Here is a 13026-nt window from a genome sequence, read left to right on the forward strand (position 1 = left end):
CCCGTTAATATTCGTTGAGGAGCCCGGACAATTTGCCGGCAAAGCCGGCGTCCGTTAGCGCGAGGACAACTCGCGACTCTTTTCCGATGGCATGCCCGAGATCTTCCCGACTCCCGAAGACATGCTTCTCAACGTTATAAGACGTACATTTATCAGTTATTTTTTTCATTGTGTTTTTAGAAGCATCTTCCGACACAATGACAAGTTTTGCATTGCCCGCACGAATTTCACGCACGACCAATTCCTCACCTGTTATGATCTTTCTTGCCCTTGCAGCCATACCAAGCATTTGAAATATCCGTTTCGAATCGGTCATTTCAATGCCTCTCGTCGGATGGCATGCAGTAGATCTTCGTAGACTTGTTCTGGTACTGCCGTGCCCAGTTGACTTTCAATCGATCGATTACGGCGTGCCAACTCCACCGCTTCCTCGGATTTCGACACATACGTCCCGCGACCGGATTTCTTACCAGTGAGATCGACTGAAACTTCCCCCTCTTTTGTGCGGACGATACGGATCATTTCCTTTTTCGGGAACATTTCACCGGACGCCGCACATTTTCGCAAAGGAATTTTTTTCATGCTCGCCATCTATGGTCAGCCTCCTCCTCAGTCTTCGTCGTCCGAATACAAATCGATTGTTTCTTCCTCAAACTCAGTGGACGCTTCGTCTTCCACAAAATAAGGATCGTTCAACGCGAGTTCCTCATCCAATTGCCCTTCTGCTTCCACTTGCGTTTCATCAAATGCTCGTGGATAGATGCCGAGTTCACGGGCATCCGTCTCGCTTTTGATATCAATTTTCCAACCTGTCAATTTCGCAGCAAGTCGGGCATTTTGTCCTCGTTTCCCGATCGCAAGCGACAATTGATAGTCAGGTACGACGACCGTTGTTGACCGGTCTTCTTCGTTCACTTGAACGTCGATCACTTTTGAAGGGCTGAGCGCGTTCGCAACAAAGATGACCGGATCTTCGGACCACTCAACGATATCGATTTTTTCGCCGTTCAATTCATTGGAAATCGATTGAACACGTGCACCTCTTGCTCCGACACATGAACCGACCGGATCCACCTCTTCGTTATTCGTATGGACCGAAATTTTGGAGCGATCACCCGCTTCTCGCGCAATCGATTTGATTTCGACGATGCCTTCGTAAATTTCTGGCACTTCGACCTCAAACAGCCTGCGAAGAAGACCTGGATGGGTTCTGGAAACAAACACTTGAGGACCACGTGACGTGCGTTCAACTTTTGTAATATACACTTTGATGCGGTCATGGGGTTGGTAAGTTTCTGTGGAAATCTGTTCGCCTGCCGGCAATACTGCCTCCACTTTTCCAAGACCGACATAGAGGTTGCGTGCGTCTAAGCGCTCGACGATTCCGTTGACGATATCATCTTCCCGATCCACATATTCTTCGTAGATCAGCCCACGCTCTGCCTCTCTCACGCGCTGTGTCACGACTTGCTTAGCCGTTTGGGCGGCAATCCGTCCGAAGTCACGCGGCGTCACTTCTTCCTCGACGATATCTTCCAATTCATAAGCCGGATTGATGCGACGTGCATCTTCGAGAGAGATTTCTAAACGATCATCCTCCACTTCGTCGACGACGTCTTTCCGGGAATAGACTTTCATCGTCCCCTTATCAAGATTCAAATCGACCCGCACATTCTGTGCCTGATTGAAATTGCGTTTATACGCAGTCACAAGTGCCGCTTCGATCGCTTCTACTAATACGTCCCTCGAAATGCCTTTCTGTTTTTCGAGGGCAGTCAATGCATCGAGTAGATCACTACTCATGTTCATCACTCCTACATTCAATTATGCGGAAAAATCAATAGCCAAGCGGGCAAATGCGATTTTTTCCTTTTCAATGACAACCGTCAACTTTCTAGTCTTGATGCGAACTTCAATTTCTGCAGCTTCTGGTCCATAGCTTAACAAATAACCTTCGAATTCCTTCATACCCTCAATCGGTTCGTACGTCTTCATGTAGACGTACTGGCCAATCGCTTTTTGAAAATCCTCTTCTTTCTTCAACGGTCGTTCTGCTCCCGGTGAAGAAACTTCAAGGAAATAATTTTGTGGAATCGGATCTGTACGATCAAGTTCTTCGCTTAACTTTTCACTCACTTGCGCACACTGATCGATATCGATATTGCCTTCAGGCGTATCGATATAGACACGTAAAAACCAGTCTCTTCCTTCTTTCACGAACTCGATGTCGACAAGCTCCAGCTCAAGGTCTGTGACAATCGGATTGACGAGTTTTTCAACCTCTTCCGTAATTTTACTCATCTAATTCCTCCCGAAATCTTTTTCCTGCAAATCAATTACGCCTCGGCGTAATTGCGTCTGGATTTTGAATTGCGCTTGCGCAATTGACTCCTTTCAAAATCCGAGACACCCGCCGGAGGCTTTAACTTGATTCAGCCGGGGGTTAAACCGTACTGAATTAGATTACATTCCCATCCTACATCCCGCTATTTAAGAAAGCGGTAGACTTCGGCTGAAGCAAGTTAAAAAATGTACAGAACAACAGAAAAGAGCGGGAATCCCCACTCTTTTTGCGCAAGACTTATTACAAAAGTTAAGTTTATCATACCACACGTTATTTAGCCGTGCAAACAAACTGGGCTGCGAAGGGCTCGGTTTGTATAATTTCTGCGCACTTTGCAGAAATTATACGAACAATAACTAGACGAAACAGATTATGCTATTCGAAAATCTTAAAACAACGATAACTGGTTCGCTTCCGGCATTCCTTCGAGACAGCCTAGCGAATCCATATACTCGGTCACCGTCTTCGATACACGTCCCCGTTGCTGTAGATCCTCTTTGGACAAGAACTCCCCGTCTTTCCTCGCTTCTACAATCATTTTAGCGACGTTCGTACCAAGCGATGGAATCGAATTGAACGGCGGAATGAGCGAATCCCCATCAATCAGGAATGTCGTGGCATCGGATTTATACAAATCCGGCTTCGCAAATGAATAACCTCGTTCGCACATTTCCAATGCAATTTCCAACACCGTCAATAAACTCTTCTCTTTCGGCGAAGCATCCAAGCCTTTTGCATTAATTTCTTTAATCTGTGCTCGGATCGCATTTGAACCTTTCGTCATCGTCAGCAAATCATAATCGGTCGCACGCACAGAGAAGTAGGCTGCGTAATACATGATCGGATGATGCACTTTGAAATAAGCAATGCGAAGCGCCATCAATACGTAGGCAGCCGCGTGAGCTTTCGGGAACATGTATTTGATCTTTTTACACGATTCGATATACCAATTCGGTACACCATTCGATCTCATTTCCGCCTCGAATTCAGGTGTCAGGCCACGCCCTTTCCGCACGAACTCCATGATTTTGAACGCTATGGAAGGTTCCAAGCCTTGGTAAATGAGATAGACCATAATATCATCACGACAACCGATCACATCGGACAATTCACATGTTTTGTTCTGTATCAATTCCTGTGCGTTGCCGAGCCAAACGTCTGTCCCATGGGATAATCCTGAAATTTGGATCAGTTCCGAGAATGTCGATGGCTTCGTCTCCTCCAACATCTGCCGAACGAAACGGGTCCCGAATTCCGGTACACCGAGTGTGCCGGTCTTACAGCCGATTTGCTCTTCTGTTACACCGAGCGATGAAGTTCCGCTGAACAATTCCATGACCCCTTTATCGTCCGGTGGAATGGTCATCGGATCGATTCCAGAAAGGTCTTGCAACATTTTGATCATCGTCGGATCATCATGTCCGAGGATATCGAGTTTCAACAAGTTGTTATCGATGGAATGGAAATCAAAATGCGTCGTCCGCCAACTTGATTCCACATCATCCGCCGGAAACTGGATCGGTGTGAAATCGAATATTTCCATCGTATCCGGCACAACGATGATACCGCCTGGGTGTTGCCCAGTATTCCGTTTAACGCCTGAACAACCTTGAACAAGCCTATCGATTTCAGCACCACGGAAATGTAGATTATTATCATTCATATAGCCGCGCACATAGCCATACGCTGTCTTCTCAGCAACCGTCCCGATTGTTCCTGCACGATAGACGTAATCCTCCCCGAACAGCTCCTTCGTATAATTATGCGCATGCGCTTGATAGTCCCCACTGAAGTTCAAATCGATATCCGGAACTTTATCTCCATTAAAGCCAAGGAACGTTTCGAACGGGATATCTTGTCCATCTTTTTTGAATGTAGCGCCGCAAGATGGACAGTTTTTATCAGGTAAGTCATAACCCGAACTAACGGACCCATCATCAAAGAACTCGGAAGTCTTACAGGATGGACAAATATAATGCGGCGGCATCGGGTTCACTTCCGTAATTTCCATCAATGTGGCGACAAGAGATGAACCTACTGACCCACGCGATCCAACAAGATAACCATCATCCAACGATTTTTTCACCAGCTTGTGAGAAATAAGATAGATAACCGCGAATCCATGGCCAATAATGGATTTCAATTCTTTTTCAATCCGTGCCTCTATGATTTCAGGCAACTGCTCGCCATAAATACGGTGAGCCATCGAATAGGTCAATTCCCTTACTTCATCATCTGCACCTTCGATAGTCGGTGTATAAAGATCGTCCTTGATCGGTTTGACGTCGCCGATTTTTTCCAGAATCACACGCGGATTATCGATGACCAGTTCTTCCGCCACCTGCTCCCCAAGGAAAGAAAACTCCTCCAACATTTCGTCTGTCGTCCGGAAATGGACTGCCGGCAGCCCATGCCGATTCATCGGATTGGCACCGCCTTGTGATCGGACAAGCACTTGACGGAATGTCGCATCCGTCTCATCGATATAATGGACGTTGCCAGTCGCACAGACGGGAAGTCCGACCTTTTTCCCAAGCTTCACCATTTTCCGCATGATATCTTCCATATTCCATTCATCCCGGATTAGTTCCAATTCAATGAGATGTGAATAAACGGGTTTCGGATGGATTTCGAGATAATCATAAAACTTTGCGATTTCCTCCACTTCATCCATTGACTTTTGCATGAGCCCTTCAAACACTTCCCCTTTATCACAACCGGAACCGACGAGCAACCCTTTCCGATATTTCGTCAGTAAAGAACGCGGAATTCGTGGTACCCGGTAAAAATAATCCATATGGGAATATGAAACGAGCTTGAAAAGGTTCTTCAACCCTTCATCATCTGTTGCTAACAGCGTACAATGCGAGGGGCGTGAACGTTTGTAGGCATCCCCTTCCCCGATATGACGATTAAAGTCATCCAAATAGACGATTTCTTTCTCCGCAGCTTCTTTCATCAGCTTCACGAAAAGATGTGCCGTCGCCTCGGTATCATAAATGGCCCGGTGATGTTGAGTCAGTTCGATGTTATACTTTTTCGCCAACGTGTTCAGTCGGTGGTTCCGTAGTTCAGGATGGATGAAACGAGCCAGTTCGAGCGTATCGATGACCGGATACGCTTTAGGCGGCAATCCCGCTTTCTTGGATGCTTCATAAAAGAATCCCATATCGAACTTCGCATTATGGGCAACAAGTATCGAATCCCCGATGAACGCACTGAAGTCTTTAATAACATCCTCGACTTCCGGGGCATCTTTCACCATGTCATCGGTTATGCCCGTCAACTCGGTTGTCGTTGACGATAATGGGTGATGCGGGTTGGCAAACCGTTCGAAAGACTCGATAATTTCACCGTCTTTTACTCTGACTGCCGCAAGCTCAATGATAGTGTCATATACCGCTGATAGACCGGTCGTTTCCACGTCAAATACGACATAACTATCCTCATCCAACTTGCGGTGCTGTTCATCATAAACAATTGGGACTCCATCATCCACCAAATTCGCTTCCAGTCCGAAAATGACTTTAATACCATTTTTCTTCCCGGCCGCATAGGCTTCTGGAAACGACTGGACATTTGCATGATCGGTAATAGCGATGGCAGGATGGCCCCATTTTGCCGCTTGCCCGACAAGTGCAGAAGCGGATACGACAGCATCCATCTGACTCATTGTCGTATGGGCATGTAGTTCAATCCGTTTTCGATCTTCCGGAGCCTTGTCCTTTCGGATAACGGGTGCCACTTCCATAATATCCTGTGCCATCATAATGAGATCGCGGACAAATGTATCGTTCTGAATCCCTCCACGTGCTCGGACCCACATACCTTTTTTCAAGGACTTCATCATTTCCGCATCTTCATTGTCACGAGAGAACATTTTGACAAGGATGGAGTCCGTATAATCCGTCACTTTTAGCGTTAGGAGCGAGCGGCCGCTTCGCAATTCTCGGATCTCTGTATCGAAGACGTACCCTTCGATGGTGATCCGGCGCTCTTCGTCTTGAATCTGCTGAATTTCCATGATCGGCTCGTCTTGTTTGATCGGAACACCGAGTCGGAATGGTCCGGATACTGCATCGCCATTTTCTTTTTTCGACGTTTCACGTTGTTTCATATCCGCCAGCGCTTTTTGACCAAGTGCTTCCTCTTCCGCCTCCCGCTGAGCAAAAAATGCCATCCGGGCGGCTTCCTCTTCACTGTTATCCCCTTCCTGAATCCGGAAATCGACGATGGGACGAGGAAAACCGAATGCTGTATAAGCGTTGGCAATCAATTCACCATATTTATTTTTCATCGTTTGCAATTCCATGTCGTTCGTACAATATAACGTCAATTTCCCGCCGGACATCACCGGCTTCTGCCCGATCAACCGCTCTCTGATCGGCGGCGACATGGCACTCATCTCTTCGATAATAAAAGGCCAATAGTCTGTCAGCAATTGATCATCCGTTACCGGATTAGCGGATGTGATCTGAAGTTTGACAGTCGCGATCGCCGCGAAGGCTTCGTTGACACGTCGTGCAAAAATGGTGAAAACGTTGACTGGTAACGGTTTGGGAACAGTCAAATTGAATTGCCACACCCTTGATTTCCGATGGATGTTCACCCGGTTCAGTTCAGCCTGTTCAAAGTGGATCACAAATTCATCATCGGTCATACCGATTTGTTGTAGTAACAGTAACAGCTTATTCTGGGCGTCCATATGCCTCCCCTTTCCATATGTAGTGAAAAGAAGGGAAGTACCGCTAAACGGCCTTCCCTCCTTGCGTATTATTGTGTTGAGAAAAAGCCCTGTAGCTTTTCAGTAATTTCTTCTTTTTGCCATTCGGTTGTTTCCCCTGTTTGTCTGAATTTCACTTCGACAATTCCTTCCGAAGCTTTTTTTCCTACTGTCAGGCGAATTGGCAGTCCGATCAAATCAGAATCAGCGAATTTGACACCTGCACGTTCAGGACGATCATCATATAGCACTTCATAGCGATAGGATTTCAAGACGCTATATAATTCATCTGCCAATTCCTTTTGGATGTCGTCCTTGACATTGACCGAAATCAGGTGGACATCGTATGGGGATAGGTTCTTTGGCCATTTCAAACCGTTCTCGTCGTTAAATTGCTCTGCAACCGCAGCTAAAATGCGCGACACACCGATACCATAGCAACCCATAATATACGGTTTCGCTTTGCCGTTTTCATCTAAAAATGTACCTTCCATCGGTTCGCTATAGGTCGTACCCAGTTTGAATATATGACCGACTTCGATTCCTTTGGCAAATTTAATCGTGCCATTGCCATCCGGCGAGACGTCCCCTTCACGGATAAACCGCAAATCTTCATAACTGTCTACGGCAAAATCACGTTCCGGATTGACATTCTTCAAATGGAACCCATCTTCGTTCGCACCACATACACCATTGACTACTGCTGCTACGGCATGGTCTGCTATCACATGAAGACCGACTGGCAATTTAACCGGACCGATTGAACCGACTGCACACGCAAGAAGACTTTGGACGTCCCTTTCAGCAGCTAATTCGATTTCAGTTGCTCCTAATGTGTTTTTCAGTTTGATTGCATTAATTTCATGGTCGCCACGGCATAGAACCGCAACGTGTTCGTCATCTGCTCTAAAGATCAATGTTTTGATCAGTTGGTCAGTTTCAATTTCAAGGTATGTTGCGACTTCATCGATCGTTTTTTGATCAGGCGTGGCGACTTTCTCAACCTCTTTTAACGGCTCGTCCTTTTTGATATATGAAATATTCACTTCTGCCATCTCAATATTCGCTGCATAGGAAGAACTATCGCTATAGGCAATCGTGTCTTCTCCGATATCCGATAAAGCCATGAACTCATGGGTATCGGTTCCGCCGATTGTACCGCCATCTGCAATGACTGCACGGAAATCGAGTCCTAGGCGCGTGAAGATATTCATATACGCCCGCTTCATATCTTCATATTTTTCATCTAAGCTTTCTTCGGTCGCATGAAACGAATAGGCATCCTTCATGATGAACTCCCGTCCACGTAACAAACCGAAGCGCGGTCTTTGCTCATCTCGAAACTTCGTCTGGATTTGGAACATCGTAAGCGGTAATTTTTTATAGGATTTTACTTCATCACGGACAAGTGATGTAATTACTTCCTCATGAGTTGCACCAAGCACAAATTCCCGATCATGCCGATCTTTCAGACGGAATAATTCAGGACCGTACGAATACCATCTGCCCGTCTCCTGCCATAATTCCGCTTGCTGCAATGCTGGCATGAATACTTCGACGGCATCGATCGCTTCCATCTCTTCCCTGATGATTTTCTCGATTTTTTGCAACACTTTCTTGCCTAAGGGCAGGAAAGAATACACACCGCTTGTGTTTTGACGAATAAACCCGGCTCGAAGAAGCAACTGATGTGAGATGATATCTGCATCAGAAGGAACTTGACGCATTGTTGGCATGAATGTTAGAGATTGTTTCATAAGTTATTCCCACCTCTAGTGAAGTTCAATGTTCACGTTTTCTCTCTTTCTGTTGAAGATCAATGACGCATTCCTCTTTTCTTTAGGAGGAAAAGAAGAAGCGTTGAATGTCATTCCACGTGACGACTAGCATCAAAACCATCAAGAGGACAATCCCAACAAAATGGACCATTCCTTCTTTTTGCTTGTCAATTGGCTTTCCTCGAATCGCTTCGAACAAGAAGAACAATAATCTACCACCATCCAGCGCTGGCAATGGCAACAGATTCATAATCCCGAGGTTAATGCTTAAAATGGCGGCCCAATTCATCAAACTGTAAATGCCAAACTTTGCGACATCCTCTGTTGCTTTATAAATACCGACCGGTCCAGATAATGCGTCTATCGTGAATTGCCCTGTCACTAACATCCCGAGCAACTCAAATATACGCTTGATCCAAGTGATTGTTTGCTCTGCACCGAACGCCACTGCTTTCAATGGATTCTTTTCAACTGGACTTGTATAGGTGACACCGATTTGACCAAATGTCTCGCCTTTTTCGGTTACTGTTTTAGGTGTCACTTCCAGTATCTGACGAGTTCCACTCCGCTCAACCTCAAATTGCAAAGGCACACCCGGATTTTCTTGAATGACGAGTGCAAATTCTTGCCAAGTCTCGATTGGCGTACCGTTCACTCCTGTAACCAAATCGCCTTTTTCCATCCCCGCTTCTTGTGCAGGACCATTTGAACCGACCTCCGAAATAATCGGCTCATATGTCGGAACCCCTTGCAACAAACCAATTGCTAAAAAGATGAAAAATGCTAGGATGAAGTTGAACAACGGGCCGGCAAATATCGCCATCGCCCGCTGACCGACCGACTTCGATTCGAACTGTCTGTCGTAAGGGGCGATCAGCGTCTCCTGTCCTTTTTCGTAGATGACCGCTTTTCTCGAAACATTAAAACGGACAAGTTGCCCCTCATCATCATATCCTTTGATGAACATGTCCTTTTCCAAATCGGATGCTTCCGTTTCCAAGAACAGGACATCGGGATTCGCGACATTGCGATTCAGGTAAATTTTTTCTACTTCTCCAGTTTCGCCGATGATGAGACCAACACGATATCCCGGCTGTAACTGGACCGTGTCGAAATCTTCCCCGGCCATTCGTACATAACCGCCTAGCGGAAGTAGTCGAATCGTATATAATGTTTCATTTTTTCTGATGCCTAATATTTTGGGACCGAACCCAACTGCAAATTCGCGCACCATAATCCCGGCTCTTTTCGCGAACAAGAAATGTCCCAGCTCATGAAATGTAACTAGAGAACCGAATATGATGATAAACGCAATTACGGTTTCCATAAAAAACCACCTTCACTGGCCTTCAAAGCCGATTCTAAACAACTCATTTTACCATAGCATACACCATTTTTCGAGTCAGCGTATCTGTTTCTAAAATCGTTTCGAGATCGGGCGCAGTAATCGTCTCATGTTTATCCATCATACGTTCAATGATCTCCTCGATTTGGACAAATGGGATGCGCCCATCCATAAAGAGACTGACTGCGATTTCATTCGCTGCATTCATCACCGTCGGCATTGTGCCACCTTCCCTACCGGCTGCATAAGCCAAAGCCAATGCTTTGTAACGGACAAGATCTACTTTTTCAAAATGCAATTGGCCGATTTCCTCCAGACGGAGCGGCTTCGCGTTTTGCATCGGGATGCGATCCGGATACGTCAATGCATATTGAATCGGCACACGCATATCCGGAGAGCCCAGTTGTGCCATCACACTTGTATCTTCGAATTCCACCATGGAATGGATGATACTCTCTTTGTGAAGCAAACAGTCGATCCGATCATATGGCATATCGAAAAGATGATGAGCTTCAATGACTTCCAGCCCTTTGTTCATCATTGTCGCTGAGTCGATTGTCAGCTTGTTGCCCATGGACCAGTTAGGATGGGCCAAGGCTTGTTCAACCGTCACATTCGTGAGCTCCTCACGGGAAAGGTCTCGGAAACTGCCTCCTGACGCAGTTAAAATCAAGCGCGACACCCGCTTTGGATTTTCACCGTTCAGCGATTGAAACAGTGCGGAATGTTCGCTGTCGACTGGCAATAACGGAACGCGATGCTTACGTGCTTCTTCCATCACGATATCCCCCGCAGCGACAAGCGTTTCTTTGTTGGCAATCGCAATCGGTATACCAGCACGGATCGCTTCCAACGTCGGCTCCAATCCGACGCTTCCAATAACCGCACTAACCAATATATCAGCACCGGATCGTGCTGCAATTTCGATAAGCCCTTCTTTGCCATGAACGAATCGGATGGACGGGAATTCGATTTGTAATGCTTGTGCATCCTCCTGTCTGATGACAGATATAATTTGAGGATGGAAGGTAGCAGCAATTTCCCTCACCTTAACTATATTCAACCCCGCCGAAAAAGATACGAGTTCGAATTTATCCGGATTGGATCCGATAATATCCAATGTTTGTATACCAATGGATCCCGTCGCCCCAAGCAAGCTAATTTTCTTCGTCATAAAGACATCCTCTCCAATCAATCCCGCATTTGTGGAAATGGGGACTCCTGCTTACATAAAGTCAACCGATAAAATGTAAAAAATGAAGTAATGGCAATACAAAAAGGAGACTGTCGAATCGATCCAGTATCCCACCGTGACCCGGAAGCAACTTCCCGGAATCCTTGACCGCATAATGCCTTTTCAGTGCAGATTCAACCAAATCGCCCAATTGACCGACAATTGAAGCAACAACCGTCACACCGACTAAAATAATATATGTCGATGAAAGGGCATAAAAATATTGAAAAATGCATGCAAAAACGACTGCCGATAGAATGCCACCGATAAAACCTTCCACTGTTTTATTCGGGGAGATTTCCGGCCAGAGTTTCCGTTTTCCAATCTTTCTTCCAACAAAATAAGCACCCGAGTCCGTCGTCCAAATGACCATCAACGCATAAATTACATATTCGATCCCAGCTAATCTTGTTTCGATCAAATAATAAAATCCAATTCCTACATAGAGGGCAGCTAATACTGAAAATGCTGCATGATCAAACGTATAGCGATTTTTTACAATGACTGTATAAATCAATAAAATAAGAATGATGGCAAATGACATTTCAATTTTCGTATACCCCAGCTTGCTATAAACCGCATCATTCCATGTAACAGGCATGAGCAGGATGACAAGCGCAATCCAAGTCAAAATCCCTTCCACGGAAAAAAGTCGAATTTCTCGCATCCTTAACAGTTCGAAAAGACCAATCGTTGCCATGATGTATACCGCTAAAATGAAAGGCAATCCACCCAAGAGGACAAGTGGAACCAAAAAGGCAAGCCCAATAATGGCCGTTATAATTCTTTGTTTCAAATAGTTCCCTCCCCTTCAACGCTTCCAAAACGTCGATGACGCAACTGGAATTCTTCCATCGCATGAATCATGCATGCTTCGTCAAAATCCGGCCATAACACACTCGTAAATGACAATTCCGCGTAGGCTAGTTGCCATAACATGAAATTGGAAAGTCTCACTTCTCCGCTCGTACGGATAAGTAAATCTGGCTCTGGCAAATGCGCCGTCATCAAATGCGAACTAATCATCGAGTCATCGATATCATCCACTTGAAGTAAACCGTCTTCAACTAGTGTAGCGATTTTCTTCAAAGCCTCGACAAGTTCAAGTCTACTTCCATAGTTCATTGCAAAGTTCAATGTCATCCCGTCATTGTCCTTCGTTGCTTCCATCGCTTTTCGAATCGCTTTTTTCGTATGTTCCGGGAGCATCTCGACATTGCCGATCATTTCAACTTTCACATTTTTCTCAATCAACTCGGGAAGATATGTGCTCAAAAACTCTCCGGGAAGCTTCATTAGGAAATCAATTTCGAGCTTAGGCCGTTTCCAATTTTCCGTGGAGAAAGCGTAAAGTGTCAACACTTCTATGCCTAAATCATTTGCGATTCGCGTTATTTTACGGACCGTTTTCATCCCTTCGTGATGTCCTGCGATCCTTGGTAAGTTACGCTGTTTTGCCCATCTGCCGTTTCCGTCCATGATGATTGCTACATGGGCGGGAATCTGCCCTCTCTTAACATTGGCAATCCGGTCCGATAACAATCCCTCAGACATCGCAGTTTTTTTTCGCATGAGTTTGTCCAGCATGTCATTTCCTCCACT

At 45.7% G+C, this 13026-nt stretch carries 10 protein-coding genes; all 10 read right to left on the minus strand.

The genetic code is table 11. The annotated features are described in order from the left end of the window. Window positions 1-4: 4 nt before the first annotated feature. Entirely contained in the window at window positions 5-316 is a 312-nt protein-coding gene (locus tag ACFPRA_RS05800; protein ID WP_381431647.1) for a YlxQ family RNA-binding protein, read from the minus strand. Further along, window positions 313-591 carry an RNase P modulator RnpM gene (gene rnpM, locus ACFPRA_RS05805; protein ID WP_239388791.1) on the minus strand — a complete coding sequence of 93 codons (279 nt, stop codon included), beginning with the start codon at window positions 589-591 and terminating at the stop codon, window positions 313-315. Before rnpM ends, ACFPRA_RS05800 begins: the two co-directional genes overlap by 4 nt. An 18-nt stretch (window positions 592-609) precedes the next feature. Then, on the minus strand, window positions 610-1803 hold the full coding sequence (gene nusA / locus ACFPRA_RS05810) for a transcription termination factor NusA (protein ID WP_381431649.1): 1194 nt from the start codon (window positions 1801-1803) through the stop codon (window positions 610-612). Between the two features lie 21 nt (window positions 1804-1824). Beyond that, on the minus strand, window positions 1825-2301 hold the full coding sequence (rimP, locus tag ACFPRA_RS05815; RefSeq protein ID WP_381431651.1) for a ribosome maturation factor RimP: 477 nt from the start codon (window positions 2299-2301) through the stop codon (window positions 1825-1827). Between the two features lie 431 nt (window positions 2302-2732). Next, a complete protein-coding gene (locus ACFPRA_RS05820) occupies window positions 2733-7049 on the minus strand; it encodes a PolC-type DNA polymerase III (protein WP_381431653.1) in 4317 nt (1438 codons plus the stop codon). A gap of 68 nt (window positions 7050-7117) precedes the next feature. Next, a complete protein-coding gene (locus ACFPRA_RS05825) occupies window positions 7118-8824 on the minus strand; it encodes a proline--tRNA ligase (protein ID WP_381431656.1) in 1707 nt (568 codons plus the stop codon). An 82-nt stretch (window positions 8825-8906) separates the two neighbouring features. Then, window positions 8907-10172 carry an RIP metalloprotease RseP gene (rseP, locus tag ACFPRA_RS05830; RefSeq protein WP_381431658.1) on the minus strand — a complete coding sequence of 422 codons (1266 nt, stop codon included), beginning with the start codon at window positions 10170-10172 and terminating at the stop codon, window positions 8907-8909. Between the two features lie 43 nt (window positions 10173-10215). Beyond that, on the minus strand, window positions 10216-11364 hold the full coding sequence (locus ACFPRA_RS05835; protein ID WP_381431660.1) for a 1-deoxy-D-xylulose-5-phosphate reductoisomerase: 1149 nt from the start codon (window positions 11362-11364) through the stop codon (window positions 10216-10218). A gap of 61 nt (window positions 11365-11425) precedes the next feature. After that, a complete protein-coding gene (locus ACFPRA_RS05840; protein WP_381431662.1) occupies window positions 11426-12220 on the minus strand; it encodes a phosphatidate cytidylyltransferase in 795 nt (264 codons plus the stop codon). After that, window positions 12217-13011 carry an isoprenyl transferase gene (locus ACFPRA_RS05845; RefSeq protein WP_381431664.1) on the minus strand — a complete coding sequence of 265 codons (795 nt, stop codon included), beginning with the start codon at window positions 13009-13011 and terminating at the stop codon, window positions 12217-12219. Before ACFPRA_RS05845 ends, ACFPRA_RS05840 begins: the two co-directional genes overlap by 4 nt. Window positions 13012-13026: the final 15 nt, after the last annotated feature.

It is taken from the genome of Sporosarcina soli, assembly GCF_042655805.1.
Taxonomy (GTDB): domain Bacteria; phylum Bacillota; class Bacilli; order Bacillales_A; family Planococcaceae; genus Sporosarcina; species Sporosarcina soli.

Bases quoted from the DNA above. Each gene is read 5' to 3' on its own strand.
- ACFPRA_RS05800 (WP_381431647.1), bottom strand. From the start codon at position 316: ATGACCGATTCGAAACGGATATTTCAAATGCTTGGTATGGCTGCAAGG.
- rnpM (WP_239388791.1), bottom strand. From the start codon at position 591: ATGGCGAGCATGAAAAAAATTCCTTTGCGAAAATGTGCGGCGTCCGGT.
- nusA (WP_381431649.1), bottom strand. From the start codon at position 1,803: ATGAGTAGTGATCTACTCGATGCATTGACTGCCCTCGAAAAACAGAAA.
- rimP (WP_381431651.1), bottom strand. From the start codon at position 2,301: ATGAGTAAAATTACGGAAGAGGTTGAAAAACTCGTCAATCCGATTGTC.
- ACFPRA_RS05820 (WP_381431653.1), bottom strand. From the start codon at position 7,049: ATGGACGCCCAGAATAAGCTGTTACTGTTACTACAACAAATCGGTATG.
- ACFPRA_RS05825 (WP_381431656.1), bottom strand. From the start codon at position 8,824: ATGAAACAATCTCTAACATTCATGCCAACAATGCGTCAAGTTCCTTCT.
- rseP (WP_381431658.1), bottom strand. From the start codon at position 10,172: ATGGAAACCGTAATTGCGTTTATCATCATATTCGGTTCTCTAGTTACA.
- ACFPRA_RS05835 (WP_381431660.1), bottom strand. From the start codon at position 11,364: ATGACGAAGAAAATTAGCTTGCTTGGGGCGACGGGATCCATTGGTATA.
- ACFPRA_RS05845 (WP_381431664.1), bottom strand. From the start codon at position 13,011: ATGCTGGACAAACTCATGCGAAAAAAAACTGCGATGTCTGAGGGATTG.